Below are 19,577 nucleotides of genomic sequence, written 5' to 3'. Positions count from 1 at the left end.
AGTAAATCTAAATTATATTTAACTCAGTGTTTTTCTAATTTAATACAAATATTTTTTAATTGTTTTAAATTAATATTAATGCGATCATTATAATTCAAAACATCAGAATTTAAAGATTGAACACCAAAAGTAAAATGAGTAAAATTATTTTTTAACAAAAAATCTATTTTTTCATCTGTTGCACTTAACGGATTAAATTCAAAATGTTTGTGTTTAACTAACTTAAAATTAAAATATTTATTTAACTCATCAAAAATTGTTTGCATTTGTTTAACAGTCATCAAAGAACTGGTTCCCCTCCAAAATATATTGCATCGGGCAATCTTATAGAAATAATATCAGAAAAACTTTTAATATTATTTAACAATATTTCCGAATAATATTTATTTTTTAATTTTAAAATTGATTTATCAGAAATAATTGTTGGTTTATATATGCAATATTTGCAAATAGGTGCAATACAAAAAGGACTATCTATATATAAATTAAAATTTTCATCACCATTAATAAAATTTTTAGTTAATTTATATTTCCAAATTTTTTTAATAGTTTCCAAATTCATTAAATTACCCATTAAATAAATTAATAAAATAACTAATTAAAAAAACTTTGTTTAATCTACTTATTAACCATTACAATGATTATCATTACAATCGCCATCACTACAATGTTCATCATAACTAGCATGTAATTCTTGAACACAGTCAGTTATTTCATGTTGATGAGTAATTTGCAATTCACCTATATCCGAATCTTCACCAACTAGCAGATGATTTTTATGATATGCTGCATCAGCCATAGCGGGATCAAATTGGCCTTCATCATTTCCTTCCCACCCATCTTGATGGCTTGCATGAGTACTCGCGTGACAAGTCCAATTATCATCATCAGCACTAGAATGACCATCACTCCCATGATCAGTAAATGGGGATTCGAATAACGGCCTATGATCTGCAGACGGAGGATTTGTCCCACAACTTTGTTCAGCATAAGGTTTTATCAAAGACCAATCATCATCTTTAGGCGCATCCGTTAAAGATTCAGCATTTATACTACAATGACAAGCAAATGCATCTTTACTCATGCCCCCAATACCTAATAACGAAGAAAATAACCCTATTTTTAACACTTTATTTTTAGTTACATTTCCCGAATCCGATAACAAAAATGCTTTCACTTCTTTTTTAATTTTGGGTATTTTCAAATAATCACCTTAATTTTAATAATCGTTCACAAAATTGTTTTAGTGCCCCTATTGGAAGAGCCTCACAATCATTCTTAGTCATGTCAGTATGAATATTACAAAGTGTATTTAAATTTGTTTCGGTTGCAATATTACAAAGTTCAGAATTTTGAGTTTTAATTGCAGTACAAACTGAATTCCACGCAGTATCTTGAATTAAACCACAACTATCGCCATGCTCAGCAAATTTGGTTACTGCAGTTAAACATGCTTCATTAAAAGAAGTTTTAAAACAAAGGTTAGGCATATTTCGAGATATTGCTGAATTCATTAAACATTCTGAAAAAGCAATATTTTCAACAAATTCTTCTTCAGTTCCTTCTAAACCTCTCCCTCTATCTGCTAAATATTGACATGAATTAATGATTTGTTCTTCAGAATAAAATAGAAAATCACAACTCAAATCAATATCTAAATTATTTGAATTATTTAATTTATCACAAAAAGATTGATCTCCTTTAATTTTAGCTAATTCAATAAAACAATTGTTAGAATCGCCAGAATCTAACATTAAATCGCATCGCTCTTTTGTTAAATAATATTCATATTCACAAATTTTATCTTGATTACATAAACTAATATTATTAACTGCTAACGCTAAGTCTAATTTATCTCGTAAAAAATCAGTTTCAAATGAATAACATTTAGTTCTTAAATCCAAATCCTGAATATAAACACATAATAAAATATTTTTTTCTTTTATTGCATAATTATATCTACACTCATCAGTTGGTTGATCCGTCAACAATAAAAATTTACAATCATCCTTCTCCCACCATTTCTCAACGCAGGCATAGTAATAATTATGACTCTCAATAAAAGAACAAGCTTTCATGTCTCCTTCTTGTTGTGCGAAATTAAGTAAATCAAGGTCACTCATAAGTTCAAATGTTTGATTTTCGTTAAACTCAACTACATCTTCTCTATACTCAGAATACTCTCCAAACTGTTTTAGTCCAAACATTACTAAAAATAGAATTAATACAACGGCTAAAACACCAATTCCTATGCCTATCACTTGTCTTGATTGAAATTTTTTAAAGTATTTATTCGCATCAAATTTTTTCTTTTTTCTTAGATGGGGATTGGACTCGAAAACGCCCTCGACTGCAAGCTCTATTCTGTTTATGGGGTGTCCTGCTCTAGAAAGTGCTTTTTTAATCTTAGTAATATCCACTCCTTTCTCAAGATGTTTTTTAATGTAAGCTATTAGTGTTTTATGTTGTGCCATAAATAATTTCCCTCTTTTAAAAGAATAAAGTATTTTTGATTTAAATAATTATCTGTTTAAACAAAATTTAATTGAATAACGATGAAACTTTTTTATCAAACATGATTTCTTTTACCATTTTTAACTGATAAACATAATTTTTTCGTTCTTGCAAATTTTTAGCACCATCCATTTTATTTCTAAAAAATTTTATTCTATCCAAATTAATAAGAATTACTAAATTATATAACATTTTAAATTCAATCAAAGGTATATTTTTAAATACAATATTTAAAAAAAAATTTATTTTTTCGAAAGATATTTTTTTTAATTTATAATAATATAATAAATGACTTAAAAATATTGAAATATCATATATCACATAATTATAATTTGCTGTTTGAAAATCAATAATTGACACTACGCCATCCTCCCTAAATAAAAAATTAGGTGGTTTTAAATCATTATGACAAAAAGATTGTTTCAACGAACCACAATTTTTTACAAACTCCTCAAATAATTCCTGGATTAATTTTTTTTCATATTCAATAAAAAAAGAATTATTAATTTCATTAATTGAAAAATTAATTAGTTTATGATTAGTACTTGGTGACGAGTTCAAATAGATTTTATTAAATATATTAGCGACAGTTTCCAATAAATTAACATTTGATTCAAATGGGTTGCATTCTATAAAATAATATAATTCAACCAGTTTTTCATCATAAAAAAAATTTAATATTGAGTCTTCAAACAAAACACCCAAATCTAAATAGATTTTCTTTAATTTTTTAACATTTTCTAACGAGAAATCATTTTTCTTAAATAATTTCAACAAATATTTATTTTGAGAATTTGAAGATACATAAATTAAACTATTATTTGTTTCTTTAAACTGCTCAAATAATATTTTAAAATCTCCCAATAATGATCTAACTTTAACTAAAATTAAATAATCTAACTCAGTCATCCTAGTCGCACACATTCAGAATAAATATTAATACTACTATTGCCATTTGGCATTTCAAAACTAAATGATTTGTTTGCAAGGGTCCAAGGATACATTAAAAATCCTTGACTATCAGTTAGGTCTTCTTCTCCGCCAGTAATTTTTAGAATTAAATCACAATTTACTAAAAAATCATTTGTGTTACTAACTTTTAATTCTAGCACATCAATAGTTTTATTGGTTTCATTATCAAAATTGTAACTGTGTTCTGCTTTTGATAATTCTATTCCAGAAACAAATTCAGGATTTTCTCCAAACATAACAATCATTAGAACAGTAAATAAAACTGCAAATCCAACTAGAATAAGTACAGTAGAACTAATTGTACTAAATTTTTGTTTCGTGCCAGCCATTATTTAGCTATAAATCTGTTGGCCTTAATAAATTTTTTACTTTTTGAGTATCCAATCCTAATAATTTCAAAAAATTAACTAAACTTGAATAATCTCTCATTTGATAACTTTGTTTTGCAAAGGATGCTATTCTAACTTCAAACCCATACTTATTACAAAATTTCAAATTTTGTTTGATGCGACCAAGATATAAACTTCGGATGTATCCTTTAGAACCAAGTATTAACCCAAAATTAACTAATAGTTTAACTTTTTTTTCAAGTAATAACTTAGAAATAACTTGATTAACTCCACTAGCCCTATTATGCATAAAATCTTTGTTTCGAGTGTCTTCAAGTCCAATTATAAAATCAATTTCTCCTCGTTCAATTACTACTCGATCAATATCAGGATTTTGTGACTGGTAAATGATATAATCAACTCCTTTAATTTTTTTTGATTTATCAACGACCACACCTAATTTTAACTCAATTTTACTGCTAAATTTACTAATATCTTCAAATTTGTCATAAACTAAACAAAGTGATTGATAACCTAATTTCTCAGCAAATAAAATTAATTCCTGCTCATTTCCATTAGGTTTTACAAAATCAATCATTTTAGTATTAACTCCTGTACTAGTTTAAAGAATTCTTGCGCTCTTTTTAAAGATGTCTCTGCTTTAGTATGTTTTGCGATCTGACCCATCTCATATGTGAACTTTTTTCGTTTTTCACTTTCGAATTTATATGATTCTACTAGTTTTTCTGCATTTTGTTGTGATTCGGAAATATTCATTAACTCTTCTGCTTCATCTTTTGCTTGGCTGTATGAATCTAAAAAATGTTTTTCAAATTTTTTGTCTTCTATTAAAAAATAATAAACCAATGCATGAAATGTTAATGTATGTATCCCAATTGTTGTGTTAATTTTGTGATTATAATATGCTAATAGTGCAGTTGCAGAATAAAACATTGAATAATATGCTGTTGTTATTACCCATTCCTCTGCTTCAAATAAGTCAGAACATGAATCTAATAACTCTGCTGCAACTCTTAAAGAAATTTTTGATTTGTTAATGAAAAAGGTGGAATATTGTTCATCAGGTTTAATTATTCTATTTTCTTTAATTAATTCTTTAATTATTCTTGTAGATATTTGTATTTGTTTTTCGTTTACTATTTTAATTACCTTTTAAAATATTTTTTTGAAATAATAAATAATATTGTTCTGAACCAAATAAAATAACGTGATTTTTTATTATTTCATTTGCTAAATTGTATTTATTTGGTTTTGATATCATATCTAAATACCAATTTTCTTGCACTACATTAATATCTAATTTGTCGGGAAGAACGCTTAATTTTTGTTTGATTTGTTTTTTGAAATTTTCATCATTTTCTAAATCAGGTATTATGAACAACAGATCAAGATCACTTTTTTTTGTTTGAGTATGATTTGCATAAGAACCAAATAAAATGCATATGAAAAAACAACTATTTAATTCTTTAATTAACTTGCTTATTAATTTTATTGATGAATTTTTAGAAATTATTTGGTTTGTTCGAAAATTTTCTACTTCTGAAAATATTTTTTCATTTTTTGAAATATCAATAGCACATTGCTTTGACGCGCCAACTTTTTCATAAGTTATTACACCGTCTAAAATTAGTTTGTGAATAGCTTCGTATACTTGCCGATAATTAATTGTAGTTTTTAATGATAATTCTCTTATAGTCCATTTTTTAGATGGATTAATGACAAATTGGGATAAAATTTTTTTAATAATCATTATTACAAAAAGTAATAATATTATTACTAATTTAAATAATTTACTATTCTATCATTCCGATTAATTTGCAAGCATTACAAACCTCTCGTTTTGCAGGCTCCCCGCAAGAATCACACTTGCCAACTTCGCCTTCAATCGTAACACTCGATTTAATCACTTCGAGATTATTAATAAATTTATGAACTACATTTTTTTTAACTTCTGACCCTAAATCGTTTAATAGATCTCGTATTTGTGCTCTGTAAGATTCTCCAACATAAGGACATTCTGTAAATCCAACTCCAAATCCCATTAAAAGTGCATATGTTGCAACTTCTTTTTCTGAACAAAAATATAGTGGTTTTACTCTTTGAGTAAACAATTTATTTTTTTTAACTCCCGTTACAGGTCCAAGTTTTGCTTGAACTTCTGTTTGTGCTCGAAAAAAGTTCATCATGATTGCTTGAGATTCATCATCTAAGTTATGTCCCGTAATTAGCTTATCATATCCTTTAGAATACTTATTCATCAAGTATCGTCTTAAAACACCACAAATATTGCAAGGTTTTAAGTGACTGAATTTTTCTGATTTTAATAATTGATCAAGTTTTTTTCCAAATTTTCGTTCAAAACTTATAATTTTTAAATCAATAAAGTAAGTATTGCAAAATAATTTTAAATCTTCTAGCGTTTTCTTCCTATAACTTCTAATTCCTTCATCTATTGCAAGCGCGACTATTTTACCTTTACTATCAATTTTTTCACAGTATTTTTTTACTAAATATAAAACTGATAATGAGTCTTTCCCTCCACTTGTAGCAACACAAATATTATCACCTGGAGTTATTAACTCATATTTTTCTATTGTATCAAAAACTGTTTTTTCAAAATATTTTAGAAAATGTTTTTTGCATAACTTAGATTCTTGACTTACTGCCTTTTGATCACATTCAACACACTTCAATTTTATCCTCCTGAAACAACACTCAACAATTTCACACTATCAAAATCACTTAATTTCTCATCAAGTAACACTAATTCATCATTACAAACAACAATTACTGTTTCTGGATTAATTTTTAAATCCAGTAGTAGATTTTTAACAGTTCCTTGAAAGTCAATTTCAATATTTTTATTTTCTTTTTCAATAAATACTTTCATTTTATTCCTCTAACCAATAATGCTAAATAATACAATAATTCATTAACTTTTAGTTTTAATTCAAGCATTGGTGGCAAATTATGTTTTACATATGAATATTTAATTTCAATTTTTTTATGTGAAAATACTTGATTAAATATGTGTTCTAGTCTGCGTTTATGAAATTTTGAACTAACAATTGTAATCGATTTAATTTTTTCTTTTTGTAATTTTTCCCATACAAATATCGCATTTTGAATTGTATTTTGTGATTTATCTTCAATTATAATTTTTTTGATATCAATTTTTTCTGAAACTATAACTCGCATAAGTTCAGCTTCAGGTAATGGTAAATTAACAATACCACCAGATAATACAATTTTTTTATATTCACCCGTTTTAAACAATCTAATTGCCCTATAGATTCGCTCCATCATAAGTTTTGGCATTCCTTTAATTAAAATTCCTGATCCTAAAACAACTAATATTTTTTCACTTGCCATTTTTTAGTTGTTCTAATTCAAGACTGATGCTTTCTGAATCATAAGTTAACAGAGGATTTAATAAAATGATTCCTTTGCAGCTCAAATCTCTAATTACCTCAAGTTCATTAATTGTATCTCCCGTAACTAAAATATTATTACATCCAAAAAACTTTTGTTCAAATTCTTCAGTTGTTATTTTTTCAACTTTTATTGGTTCTGGACTAAAACTATTCAACAAATCTAAATATTCACCAAATAATTCTTCAAAATAAATAAATTGAATTGTACATCCGCGCCGCATCATTCTAATTGCTGCGAGAACACTTTTTTTATTTTCAAGTAAACAACTAACTCGTCCTGTAACTCCAACAGGAAGTCCTCCACCACATTCGTTTTTTTCATGATAAATATATGCACTATCTTGTAATTCGATTCCAATCTCCAAATCAGGCTTTTTTAATTTAACTTTTAATCCAAATTCTTCAACAATCCTTGCACCTATTTCTCTATCAGTTTCAATTGAGGTCTTTTTAAAACTTTTATTAGTTCTAGTAGTACTTACTCTAAATGTGCTGACTCCTTTTAAATTTGATCTAACATATTCAATTACTTTTTTTGAAATTAATTCAAAATCAAGTTCTACCTGTTGTGCAATAGACACAGTTACAAGTCCAAAAACTCGCTGTAAAACATTAACAGAATCAATTGATTCAGCTTCTAAAAATATTCTTCCACGTATTTTTCGAATACTGCATTCAATTTCAGATTTATTCATTTGTTTTTTTATATTTTGAACTAATTGTTTTTCAAAAAATTCTCGATTTTTGCCTTTCAATGCAAGTTCTCCATATCTACAAATTATGCAAACCATTATTTCCTTGTAATCAAAGTAAGACTTATAAAGCTTAGTATTTAAATGATTTATAAACCCTGATTTAGCTGTTATAACAGTATGAAAAGAGTAACGAAAGTTATTTAAAATCATATTCTTATTTTAATTTAGATTATTTATGACGGATCAATTTAAAAGAAGTATTGCATTTAAAATTAAAATTAATGACGTTCTTAATTCCATTTATACTAAACAGGAAGGATTTGACCCTAATTTTGTTTCTTTTGGCAAAAAACAAGTTTCTAGAGTAAACATTATTGGAGTTGTCGTATCTAATTCAACTGAAGAAAATCAAGTTTCTTTTCAAAATTTGTTAATTGAGGATGGAACTGGACGTATTTCATTAAGATCTTTTGAAACTGAATCTAAATTTGACGCAGATGTTGGTGATATTGTCCAAGTTATTGGTAAAATTCGCGATTTTAATGGAGAAAGGTATCTTATTCCTGAAATTGTAAAAAGAATTGATCCTAGCTGGGTTCAAGTAAGAAAAAATGAATTAGATTTTTTTTACTCTGAATTTTATGATACTTCTAGTCCAGTACCTACTACAAGTCCAAATTTAAGCACTTCAGATCAAACTGAACCAAAAGTTGAGGAAGAAATAGTGGAAAATGTTGTTTCTAATCAGACAACAACACCTGAAAATACTCCCTCGCCTAAGCTTGCAGAACCAGAAGATAAAGCAACTAAATTAATTAATATTATAAGATCGCTCGATTCAGGCAGAGGTGCAACTTATGAAGATGTTTTAGAAAAATCAGATAATGATTCTACGGATTCTTTAATAAAAAATCTTATGATGGATGGAGAAATTTTTGAAATATCTCCTGGAAAGTATAAAGTTTTAGAATAAATTTATCCAATCATAACACATTGCGCATGAGGTATTTTTTGTATATGTAAAACATTTTCTTCAGAGATTAATTTATGTTTGATTGCAAATTGAACTGAAATTGCACCAGTAAAAATTAACATATATGAATTTTTCATGATTTTTTCTAAATCAGAAATCTCCATTTCTTCTCCAGAATAATAATTAGAACTTAAGTCGAGAAATGCATCTCCTTCTTCAAAGGTTTTACCTAAAATATCTTTATCAGTTATAGTAATTAGAATTCCTCTTTCAGAAGTTTTCTTGCCAACAATAAGTTTCATTTTTCTTAGATTTTACTTTTTACAGTGTGTTTTGCACCACAAGCCATACATCTTAAGTACAAAAATGGACCTTCTTTCATTAGTTTAGTATCAGGTTTACCACATTCAGAACATAATAAAAATTCCATTGCGTATTTTTTGATTTTTTCATTAATTTTTGATGCGGGAACTTTTGATCCGAGTATTAAAGCAGTCCTAGTTAAATTTCCAGGCGTTGCAAGTTCACGAAGTACATATTTTAGAACATGATTAGCATCTCTTGTTAGAGCTGCTGCGACTTGATGAAAATTAGAAATTATAGTTTTATTTCCTTGAAAATGTCCCATTACTTTAGGAATTTCGAATCTTTCTGCACTAAATGCAATATCGGGCAGTTCATCTCTTGCTTTTTTGAGCATTTCTTCATATTTCATTTTATAAGCAAAGAATTGGCCTCCTCTTAAAAAGCTTTTGATTTAATCCAAACACTCTCGCAAACATAATAGACATAACATGATACCACCTCAATAATTCTCAAACAAAAATCAAATTTTTACTAACATAATTATTTAATTTTAAAATAAAAAATAAAAAATAATTTACTTATTTCTTATATAAAAAACAAAAGGTTTAAAAACAGAAAATTTATTTATTTCTATATATGGTTCTAGAGTCAATTATCAAACCACTTCAAGCAGAAAAAAAACCATGGGAAATGTTTTTTTATGGTATGATAGTTGCATCAATTGGACTGTTTCTTGGTTATTGGATTTTCAAAGATCGTGCTGATTTAGTTATGGTTTTCTTAACTACATTTGCATGCATTTCTATAATGTTTCACACAATTCGTGCTGAAGAAAAAAAAGATATAGTTTTAGAGGGTGAAGGATCTATTCTAAAAGAGCATTCTAAATTAATTGCATTTTTCTCATTTTTATTTTTAGGTACTATGGTTGCATGGGTTATTTGGTATGTTGTTTTACCGACTGGAATGACTAATATGTTATTTAATCAACAAGTATCAACAATTACTGAAATTAATAATCCAATTAAAGGTCATGTAACTGGTTTTGCAGCAAACATAGGATTATTCAATAAGATTTTTTTTAATAATGTTAAAGTTATGATTTTTTGTATTTTATTTTCATTCTTTTATGGTTCGGGCGCAATATTTATTTTGATGTGGAATTCATCAGTAGTGGCCGCAGCCATGGGAGGAATCATTCGTGGCGAACTAGCAAAGTATACTTCATTTGGATTTGATTCATTCATTGCAGCAACCCAGATATCAACATATTCTTTTTTTAGATATATGATCCATGGTCTTCCCGAGATGATTGCTTATATGATCGCAGGATTAGCTGGAGGAATAATTAGTGTTGCAGTTATTAGACATGATTTAGAAGAAGATAAATTTCAAAAAATAATGTTTGATTCAAGTACGCTTTTACTTTTAGCAATTTTTGTTCTTTTAGTAGCAGGGCTTATTGAAGCATTTATTACTCCTGTATTATTTTAGAAGTTTATTATATTTAATAACTAAAAAAAAAGAATTAAACTAAATAAATTTATTTTCTTAAGAAGTTTTTATCCAAACCAAGCTCCAAGTCCTACTTGTTTTTCTTTTTCTTTCCCAAATACTCCTTCAATTCTTCGTTTAACAAGTTCCAAGGTTTGTTTCATAAAAATTGGTAAATTATATTTATTTGATAAACTAATTGATGGTTCTAAATATTTCACAATAGATCCTTCAGAAATAGTAAATATTATTTTACCTCCACAATTTGTACAAAGTCCAATCATTGGCGGTCGACGATATTTGGTATTACATTTAACACACCTAAATTCTTGCATAGAAAACTTACGTAAATTTCCTTTAATATCTCGAATAAAATGTTTATCAATTATAAGTCTTGCAACATCAGATTCATCAACTGCCCTTATAGACTCTGCAATTTTCATCTGACCTAACAATTTATCTTGCATAGAAGGAATTGTTTTATATGCACTACATAATACTCCACAATTAAAATTATCTGTGTCATGAGTAAACATCATTTTTTCATATTGTTCTTCTGTATCAAGTACTTCATTTATTTTTTTGATTTTGATATCCCATGGTTTTTTGTATTCAAGTGCAGCCTCATATAATTCTAAAGGGTATTTACCAACTATATCCATGTTAAATACCATATCATCTACTTCTGATGGAATAAGTACTGTTGTTAAAACTAGAGGTGCATCCATCGTAGATCCCCTAGAAGAAGGTAAATATCTTTTTGAAAAATTTAAAAATGCATCTAAACACAAAAATAAACAACTCTCATCCCCATCAGTATCTCGCCTCATTGCAGCGTGCATATAAGGATGTGCTAAAAATCCTTGCGTTTTTGAAAATCCAATTATTCTTCCCAAAATTCCTGCACTTGTGTGTGGTGCGAGTCCAATAATTAAATGTCCAACTAGTTCTTCTTTTGATCTTAAATTATAATACGGTTCTTGACCATATACGCGAACTAATAAATCATCAATAAATTTTGTTGTCCTAAATAATATTGTATCACATGCTTCATCAGGACTATCAGGACAACAAGGAAGTACAACATCTTGAGGTTTTATTTCCAGTATTTGATTTTCATTAGTTAATTCTTTTCCATAAATATCTTTAGTATATCCTAAACTTACTAATTTGTCAACACTTACAAATATTTCTTTTGGTTTAAAATGAGTTAGTGGTAATTCACTTGCATCATATCTTATAGTTCCTTCTTTATTTACATGAATTTTATGTATTGCTCTTAATATTCCTTTAATTATGTGCTCAGGTGTTCTATCTCTATTTCTTGTTTCGCGAACACCTTTAATTAAATCAGGATATGTTCTAGTTCCAAGTTTTTTAAGCATGCTTTGAAAAATATCTTTAATTGGTATTTCTTGTTTTTTGTAAGCTTGAGTTTTTCCATGTTTGGGACATTCTGATTCATCAATTTCACCACAAATAGAACAAGTATATTTTCTTACAGTCAATGCCCAGCATTTCTCGCACATAGTAAGTACGGTTTTATGCCCACAACCAGTACATTCATATGTTGGAAAATCTGCAGTTACTTTTCCAGCGTCTAGTGCTGATTGAAAACATTTAAGTCGTCCACCTTCTTCTCCAATTGGAAATAATACGTGAGGACTCCCAATTAATTTTCGCATTTTAGCTTTTTCGGGGCGTCCCATACGACTTCCTATAAATGTTCCATTTTTATCTCTCAAAAATATTTTTGAGAAATTATTTATGAGTCCATTAACGCCACGTTCTGCATTTTCTTCTAGTTCTATCCACTGACTCATTTGAATTTTATTTTCCATATAATTTTTAATAAAATACCATAGTATTTGTGTGTGATCTTTATCTAAAACTGCGTATTCATTTGCGGAAACTATATGTGGAATTCCAACAATTTCAAGTAATCTTTTGGGAGCTGCTTCAATAAATAAAATTCCTTTTAATGTTTTTTCTCCTTCTTTTTCTATTTTTATTTTAACAAGCCAATTCATAAGTTCAATAAATTCTTTTTTAGTTATAGAGTTCCAGTGATATGTGAATCGCGGATGTAATGGAATTTCAAATGTTTGAGATAATTTTATTGAAGTCTCAGAATTTATATTTCTAATAAATGGATTTTTTATTATTTTTTGAAAAAATTCTGCAGGAATTCCTGTATATTCGTGCATTTTTTCATAATCAAGTGATCCTAACATATTTACTGCAGATTTTTCGAGTTCTTGAATCCACCATTCTTCACAATATCCTGCAGGAACTAATGGATGTGCACGATCAAAAAAATCACCATAATTAATCAATACATCTCCCAAATATAATATTTCAACAAAATCTTTTTTGACTTTTTTTGCTTCTGATTCTGAATTTAATCTAACGACGCTACCATCATTTAATTTTACAATTGGTCCTTCAATTACGTCACAAGGAGTATATGTTGCACCTTTTCCTGGCCGTTCTACTTTAAGTTGTGTTCCAATAGCAATATAATCTCGAAGAACATGCATGGTTGCAGGATGAATACTTTGGGCACTATATCCCGACGTTCTTGCTCGCCCGTATCTTAATCTAAAAGCTCCATTTCGTAAAGGATGTCCAAGTATTGGCCTTCCTGCAACTAAATCTTTAATGTATGTGAAATCAGGTTTAATTTTTTCTTTTTTATCCCCGCTTGATTTTGCTTTGGCACCTTTTGATTTTGCTTCTTTTTGAATTTTCAAAAATTCTTCTAAAAATCCCCAATGTTCCATCCCAAAATCTTTACCCCACGCATTTAATTGTTTCCACAGTTTTGGTGCTTTTAATGGGATGCAACTACTATGAATTAAACAATATCCACTACGAATAAAATTAGTGGGAATTCGAGAGAGATCTTTTTGATTTGAAACTTCTATTTTCTCGCTAGGATCTCCACTTATTTCTACAGGAACATTTTTTACGATAAATAATGATTCTTCTTTACTTGGAAAATATTGTAAATTGGTAACTCGCTCATGATAATCGGATATTTCAGTAAAACATCTTTTTGCTTCATCATCAGTCGGATCATATTCTGCATATCCCATATTTTTTCGTACGTAATCAGCAATAATTACTGACCAACTAGCAGCAGTACCTCCTGCATTCCTAATAGGGCCTGAATAATTTAAACAAAAATATTCTCCTTTACCATCAAATCTTTTTTTGATTTCTACATTTACTAATCCCTCTATAGGCGAACTTACAACTCCAACAGTACCATATGCGAATCCTACTCTTATTCCAACTTCTATTGCTTCTCGTTTATCTTTAAATTTACAAAATTTTTCTTGTGCAACTTCAAGTGCAATTTGTAGTGCAACTCTCCAATCAAGAGCACTATATTCTGCTTCTAATTCTTGAATTCTTTTATCCACTCCACTTCCAACTATTTGTGGTGCAAGAACTGAAATAAGACCTACTACTCGCTCAGCCATAGTTTCTGCTAATTGAACTTCAACTTTAGTATCAGGGTCTATTCCCATAAGTCTTGCTTTATTTGCTAGTGCATACTCATTTAACAATATCTTTTTCATAGAATCAAAATATTCTTGCATTTCGCTTGATGCGACAGTCATAAATGTTCATCTCCTGAAAATTTCAAAATTTTTGCTTTTCTTGTTTGTAAATTAACGATTGTTACTCGTCCAGGTTGTGGTTTTAAACCTAACTTTTCTTGATAATCAGTAGTTGCAAGCCAACAACTACAATTAAGCATTGTAACTCCACGATAATTGGATGCTGAAACTCTATGTATATGTCCTGAAATAAAAAAATCGGGAACTGATTCAATTACTAAATAATCTTTGTCAACATCAGGAAGATATAATGTTGATTTGTGTGTTGGTGCAAGATGTCTTCGCTTAAGTAAAAATTCCATTATTAAATCTACTCTTTCTTGCCCTCCAAGACTTCTTATTCGCTCAATTGCATCAGCATAATAAATAAAACTAAATCCATGATACATTAAAACATTAAAACCTACAAAATCAGGTGTGCTATCAATATTAACAATTGAAGGACTTGATACAATAACTGCATTTTCAAGTTCATATAATGCTTCAGCATAATCTTGATATATTGGAGGTTGGGGTTCTGCAATTCTCATAGCGTCGTGATTTCCAGGGATTATTATAATTTTTATGTGCTTGGGAATTTTTGCTATTTGTCTTGAAAATTCAGAATATTGTTCGTAAATATCAGTTATTTCAAGATCATTATCTTGTCCAGGATAAATTCCAACTCCTTCAACAACATCTCCAACAATAAATAAATATTTAACTTTTCGAGCAATTTCTCGTTGGTTTTCACTTCCATGTTCAACTCGCATCCAATTCAAAAATTTATCAAATGCTTCATGTAAAAAATATTTGGATCCGAAATGTAAATCACCAATAAATATAGCATAACTTTCTTCAGGTGATTTTTTTACTTCTTTGTATATTGGAATATCTGGAAAAATGAGTGAATTTGCAAATATAATATTATTACCTAAATTACCTTCAACACCAACACATTCGTCAAGAACACAATCTTTTGCTGCAATTAATTGTTCTGATTTATTTTTTGAAATTAATACTTTAAATCTTCCTGTTAAATCTTCAAGTTCAAAAATTATATTTCCATTTTTTGTTTCTTTTTTATCAGTAATAAGCCCAATTATTGCCACTTTATCTCGTTCTTGTTTTAATTTTAATTTATTTATTGATGTTGCACCCATTAGTTCCTTTCTGTTAAGCAATATTTTTCTAAGAGTTTTATATCGTTCAGAAAAATATGATACAAAATCTTTAACTTCTCTTTTTTTTGGTGGATTATTATATGAACTTATTATTTTTACCATTCCTTCAGAAACAAGAGGTGTTTTATCATATGCAGGTTTTTCAGAACTAGACTTAGTTACATTAGTAGAACTTGAAGAATTATTAGTATTAGAACTTGAATTTGATTTATTATCCGATTCAGAAGCTGACTTAGATAACTTATGTGAATTAACTAAATCAATTTCAGATAAATGTAATTGATAAAGATTTTTTTCAAAATCAGTTAAGAATTGATCATAGTTATCTAAATTATTTATTTTATCCATTACGTCCTTATTGACCATTATTCCGCGAGCTAGTAAAAGTTTCACAATTTCTTTTTTTTTTACTAATTCATCTGCATTTGTCATTTTAAAAGTATAATATTCATTTAAAAAATAATGAATATAAAATATTTAAATTTTAAAGAATTACAAATCTAATTCTTTTTTTAGAATGGTTTTAACACTAATTTCAACATTTTTAGGAAGACTCATAGTAATTTCACGCGTTCTACCATATCTTCCTTTTGAAATTATTTTTGCATTTATCATTCCAATCATATCAAGCTCGGCAATAATATCAGATATTCTTCTTTGCGTTAATGGTCTTTGACCAATAAGTCCACAAACTTTTTGATATACTTCATAAATATCTCCAGTAAAAATATTTTTGCGACTATCAAGACTCATTATGGCATATAATGTTGCTTGGAACTGTTTTGGTTGAGTTCTAACAATATCTATCATTCGATCTTTCTCAATTTTATCTTCAGCAATATCTAAATGTGCAATTTTAACAAGAGTTTCACCTTCACGTTCAGCAATTTCACCTGCAACTCGTAAAAGTTCTAATGCACGCCTGGCATCCCCATGTTCTCTTGCAGCATATGCAGCACATTTTTCTATCAAACCAGTTTCTAAAACACCATCTTTGAATGCTTCTTTAGATCTATTTCGTAAAATATCTTGTAATTGTATTGCGTTATATGGTGGAAAAACTAATTCTTCTTCACTTAAACTTGATTTGACTCGCGGATCTACATGATTAATAAATATTAGATCATTAGATATTCCAATCAAAGAAATTTGTGCATTTTTGAATTCTGCATTGATTCGAGTAAAATTATAAAGTATTTCATCTCCTGTTTTTTTAACTAATTGATCTATTTCATCAAGTATTAATAAAACTAATTGCTTTTCTTTGTCAATTGTTGAATAAAATATTTTGTATACTTCATCTGTTGGAAGTCCTGTTGCAGGTATTTCTCGTCCAAATTCATTAATTAATTGAGCAATTAACCTATATTCAGTATCTGCTATTTTTTTAAGTTTGCAATTAACATATATTATTTTAAGCGCTAAATTATTTTTTGCAGCTACTTGTTGCATTTTATTGGTTATATGTTTTACAGATAATGTTTTACCAGTTCCAGTTTTACCATATAAAAAAATATTGGATGGTTTTTCCAAACGAAGACTAGGTGCTAAAATCTTTGCGATGTGTCTTATTTGTTCATCTCTATGGGGAATGTTTTCTGGAGTATAATTAGCTTGTAGACTAGCTTTTTCCTTAAATAAAGGTTCTTTCTCTAAGAATTCTTCAAAAAAATCGGCTATCCCCTTTTTTTCCATAATATTTCCAGAAGAAATGGAGGTTTAAAAGCTTTTTCATTTATAATTATCCTGAAAACCACCATTTAGAAGTGCTGAAAATGTTAAAAACAAATAACTCAGTGATTTTTAAATAAAAAATGAATTAACTCTGACCCCTCCATTTCCTATGGAACCCTTAATATAATAAAAAACCACTTAAACTGTTATTTTTAGTTATTTAGTAAGATATTGCTAAGTTTAAACTCAAAAAAACAGAAAAAAACGTACTATAATAATAATATATAATGTATTCTATAATATATATAATATATAATAATTTTCAATATAGAAAATAAAAAAAAATCAAACCTCAATTTCTTTTGCAAAAAAAATCAAAACTTCTCTTTTTATACTTTATATACTTATTATTCCTTTATTTCCTTTGTTTCCGTTACTACACAAGTTCCATGAGAAATCAAGGGGTAACAGCATTTATAAATAAAGAATTTAGAATACTAATTTATACCTTAAATAGCAAAATCAATTCAATTTATTAAAAATTTATTTGGTCATATTAAAATTAAGTGGGTGATCCCATATATTTAAGCAATCGACGCAGTTTCAAATAAATAAGTTTAAATACCTAAATATTTCTTTATTTTTTCCATGTTACTAGTTCATATAATAATATTAATCATAGCATCATATGTTCTTATTAAAAGCGCAGACTTATTTGTTGATGGTTCATCAAAGATTGCAAAACTTCTTGGAGTTTCTGATTTAGTTATTGGTTTAACTCTAGTTGCAATTGGAACCTCTCTTCCTGAATTTGCATCTTCATTAATTGCATCAATTCAAGGACAAGCAGGAATGGCTGTAGGAAACGTTCTTGGTAGTAATATTGCAAATATTTTGTTAATTTTAGGAGTTTCAGCTTTATTTGCTAATTTAAAGACTACAAGAGAAATGTTAGATCGTGATGGTATGATTATGATTTTTTCTAGTATATTGTTTTATTGGTTACTTGTAAGTGCAAGATTTGATTTTGTGATAGCTCATCCAGTTATAATTAGAATTATAGGATTTATTATGATTTTGATGTTTTTTGCATATTTAATATATGTTTCTCAAAGTAGACTTGGCAAATCAACACAACAAAATTTTGAAAAGTTCTTAGTTTATTTTTTAAATGTCAAATTCGTTAAAGATCTATATATTATTATTTCAAAAAAAGATCCTGAAAAAATTCATGATAAAGAAAATAAAGAAAGACAAATTAACTTGAAAAAATCTGATTTTTGGCATGAATTCTTAATTATTTTGGGTAGTTGTGTCGGAATTATTCTAGGTGCTAACTTTTTTATTCGTGAAGCTACTTGGTTTGCAGAGTTTTTTGGTGTTACTGGTGGTGTTGTTGGGTTAACTTTAGTTGCACTTGGTACATCTCTTCCTGAATTATCTGTGTGTGTTGTAGCTGCTAAAAAAGGTCTTGGTGATATGGTTGTAGGGAACATTTTAGGTAGTAATATAGCAAATATTCTTTTTGTTGGTGGGTCTGCAATGGCAATTTCTCCTGCGATTTTACCTCAAGCAACCCTTACATACACATTTTCATTTGTGATTGCAACTGCATTATTACTTTTACTTTTTATTCGGTCTGGTTGGCAAATTAAACGGTTTGAAGGTGGGTTATTTCTTTTGGGATATGTTGGTTTTTTAGCATTAATTTACTTTGGAATTATTGTATAAATCATTACTTTAATTGTTAATTAAATAATATTATAGGTCAAATAAGCTTTTTTTTTCAATTTCCGTATTTTGATTAGGTGTATTGCGGAATAACACTAAATGTGATTAATAAGGTTTAAATTCTAATCTGCATGTGATATTAAATAGGTGATGACATAAAATGGCAAAAATGCCAGCAGAAGTTCTTGAAACTCTTGTTAAAAAGTTTCAAAAGTCACAACTAGACTTTGTTGAATTAGTTGAACATGAAACAAAAGAAATTGCAGAAGGTACTATTCAATATAAACATGAGTATCATGCAAGACAAGGAGATCATTATTTTGTTTTAGAAGATGAATTAATAGATCACTTCTATGATGATAACAAAACTAGAAGATTATCTTTAACAGTGCAAAGTGCATTTAATCAAGATGTTTTGTTAAGTTATGGAACTCAGCGTCAATTTGATTCAAAAGGTAATCATGTTAGTAGATTATTACGTGAATTAGATAAATCTGATTTAATAAAATCTGACTATGTATTACTTGGAGAATTAGCATTATATTTAGCAACAAATGTTGATTCAAAATTACATGATCCAAAACTTCAGGCTCATGCAGCTTAAAATTAATTTTTATTTTTTTATTTTATTCATTAAAATTA

General features: G+C 28.0%; 21 protein-coding genes. 4 read left to right on the top strand and 17 right to left on the bottom strand.

Features of this window, described 5'->3' with window-relative positions; translation table 11 throughout:
• Window positions 1-23: 23 nt before the first annotated feature.
• From HN587_06400 to HN587_06345, 12 genes are all read right to left on the bottom strand, one after another.
• A complete protein-coding gene (locus HN587_06400) occupies window positions 24-281 on the bottom strand; it encodes a hypothetical protein (protein ID MBT7903465.1) in 258 nt (85 codons plus the stop codon).
• A 344-nt stretch (window positions 282-625) separates the two neighbouring features.
• Window positions 626-1,204 carry a hypothetical protein gene (locus tag HN587_06395; protein MBT7903464.1) on the bottom strand — a complete coding sequence of 193 codons (579 nt, stop codon included), beginning with the start codon at window positions 1,202-1,204 and terminating at the stop codon, window positions 626-628.
• 4 nt (window positions 1,205-1,208) lie between these two features.
• On the bottom strand, window positions 1,209-2,474 hold the full coding sequence (locus tag HN587_06390; protein ID MBT7903463.1) for a hypothetical protein: 1,266 nt from the start codon (window positions 2,472-2,474) through the stop codon (window positions 1,209-1,211).
• 67 nt (window positions 2,475-2,541) lie between these two features.
• The gene (locus HN587_06385) at window positions 2,542-3,423 is read right to left on the bottom strand and encodes an aminoglycoside phosphotransferase family protein (protein MBT7903462.1); all 882 of its coding nucleotides are present in this window, start codon (window positions 3,421-3,423) and stop codon (window positions 2,542-2,544) included.
• Window positions 3,420-3,815, bottom strand: a complete 396-nt coding sequence (locus tag HN587_06380) for a hypothetical protein (GenBank protein MBT7903461.1) — start codon at window positions 3,813-3,815, stop codon at window positions 3,420-3,422. Before HN587_06380 ends, HN587_06385 begins: the two co-directional genes overlap by 4 nt.
• A 7-nt stretch (window positions 3,816-3,822) precedes the next feature.
• A complete protein-coding gene (locus tag HN587_06375) occupies window positions 3,823-4,413 on the bottom strand; it encodes a hypothetical protein (GenBank protein ID MBT7903460.1) in 591 nt (196 codons plus the stop codon).
• Window positions 4,410-4,769, bottom strand: coding sequence for a hypothetical protein (locus HN587_06370; GenBank protein MBT7903459.1), 360 nt, complete (start codon window positions 4,767-4,769; stop codon window positions 4,410-4,412). Before HN587_06370 ends, HN587_06375 begins: the two co-directional genes overlap by 4 nt.
• A gap of 208 nt (window positions 4,770-4,977) precedes the next feature.
• Window positions 4,978-5,586, bottom strand: a complete 609-nt coding sequence (locus tag HN587_06365) for a nucleotidyltransferase domain-containing protein (protein MBT7903458.1) — start codon at window positions 5,584-5,586, stop codon at window positions 4,978-4,980.
• A gap of 43 nt (window positions 5,587-5,629) precedes the next feature.
• Complete coding sequence (locus HN587_06360; GenBank protein MBT7903457.1) at window positions 5,630-6,529, bottom strand: TIGR00269 family protein; 900 nt, start codon at window positions 6,527-6,529, stop codon at window positions 5,630-5,632.
• Window positions 6,530-6,531: 2 nt separating this feature from the next.
• Window positions 6,532-6,726, bottom strand: coding sequence for a MoaD/ThiS family protein (locus HN587_06355; protein ID MBT7903456.1), 195 nt, complete (start codon window positions 6,724-6,726; stop codon window positions 6,532-6,534).
• Window positions 6,723-7,208, bottom strand: a complete 486-nt coding sequence (locus tag HN587_06350) for a YdcF family protein (protein ID MBT7903455.1) — start codon at window positions 7,206-7,208, stop codon at window positions 6,723-6,725. The genes HN587_06355 and HN587_06350 overlap by 4 nt, the downstream gene beginning before the upstream one ends.
• Window positions 7,198-8,061, bottom strand: coding sequence for a hypothetical protein (locus tag HN587_06345; protein MBT7903454.1), 864 nt, complete (start codon window positions 8,059-8,061; stop codon window positions 7,198-7,200). Before HN587_06345 ends, HN587_06350 begins: the two co-directional genes overlap by 11 nt.
• 139 nt (window positions 8,062-8,200) lie before the next feature.
• On the opposite strand from HN587_06345, the gene HN587_06340 reads away from it, so the two are divergent.
• A complete protein-coding gene (locus tag HN587_06340; protein ID MBT7903453.1) occupies window positions 8,201-8,938 on the top strand; it encodes a hypothetical protein in 738 nt (245 codons plus the stop codon).
• Window positions 8,939-8,940: 2 nt separating this feature from the next.
• Here the strand turns inward: HN587_06340 and HN587_06335 are convergent, their stop codons facing one another.
• Both HN587_06335 and HN587_06330 read right to left on the bottom strand, forming a co-directional pair.
• The gene (locus HN587_06335) at window positions 8,941-9,240 is read right to left on the bottom strand and encodes a DUF424 family protein (protein ID MBT7903452.1); all 300 of its coding nucleotides are present in this window, start codon (window positions 9,238-9,240) and stop codon (window positions 8,941-8,943) included.
• A 5-nt stretch (window positions 9,241-9,245) separates the two neighbouring features.
• On the bottom strand, window positions 9,246-9,653 hold the full coding sequence (locus tag HN587_06330) for a translation initiation factor IF-2 subunit beta (GenBank protein ID MBT7903451.1): 408 nt from the start codon (window positions 9,651-9,653) through the stop codon (window positions 9,246-9,248).
• A 227-nt stretch (window positions 9,654-9,880) separates the two neighbouring features.
• On the opposite strand from HN587_06330, the gene HN587_06325 reads away from it, so the two are divergent.
• Window positions 9,881-10,738: a stage II sporulation protein M gene (locus HN587_06325; protein MBT7903450.1), complete on the top strand. Its 858-nt coding sequence runs from the start codon at window positions 9,881-9,883 to the stop codon at window positions 10,736-10,738.
• 68 nt (window positions 10,739-10,806) lie between these two features.
• Here HN587_06325 and HN587_06320 read toward each other — a convergent pair whose 3' ends face one another.
• From HN587_06320 to HN587_06310, 3 genes are read right to left on the bottom strand one after another with little or no spacing between them, the layout of a single operon-like run.
• Window positions 10,807-14,367: a DNA polymerase II large subunit gene (locus tag HN587_06320; protein MBT7903449.1), complete on the bottom strand. Its 3,561-nt coding sequence runs from the start codon at window positions 14,365-14,367 to the stop codon at window positions 10,807-10,809.
• Window positions 14,364-15,962 (bottom strand): DNA-directed DNA polymerase II small subunit, encoded by a 1,599-nt coding sequence (locus HN587_06315; protein ID MBT7903448.1) that lies wholly within the window; start codon window positions 15,960-15,962, stop codon window positions 14,364-14,366. Before HN587_06315 ends, HN587_06320 begins: the two co-directional genes overlap by 4 nt.
• Before the next feature lie 60 nt (window positions 15,963-16,022).
• Window positions 16,023-17,225 (bottom strand): ORC1-type DNA replication protein, encoded by a 1,203-nt coding sequence (locus tag HN587_06310; protein ID MBT7903447.1) that lies wholly within the window; start codon window positions 17,223-17,225, stop codon window positions 16,023-16,025.
• A gap of 627 nt (window positions 17,226-17,852) precedes the next feature.
• Here HN587_06310 and HN587_06305 point away from each other — a divergent pair.
• Both HN587_06305 and HN587_06300 read left to right on the top strand, forming a co-directional pair.
• Complete coding sequence (locus tag HN587_06305; GenBank protein ID MBT7903446.1) at window positions 17,853-18,935, top strand: calcium/sodium antiporter; 1,083 nt, start codon at window positions 17,853-17,855, stop codon at window positions 18,933-18,935.
• 160 nt (window positions 18,936-19,095) lie between these two features.
• Window positions 19,096-19,539 (top strand): hypothetical protein, encoded by a 444-nt coding sequence (locus tag HN587_06300; protein ID MBT7903445.1) that lies wholly within the window; start codon window positions 19,096-19,098, stop codon window positions 19,537-19,539.
• Window positions 19,540-19,577 lie beyond the last annotated feature (38 nt).

The sequence above is a fragment of the Candidatus Woesearchaeota archaeon genome, assembly GCA_018675335.1.
GTDB lineage: Archaea > Nanobdellota > Nanobdellia > Woesearchaeales > UBA11576 > JABJCP01.
The sequence above is the reverse complement of the archived record's forward strand: the minus strand, read 5'-3'. Positions and strand labels throughout refer to the sequence as shown.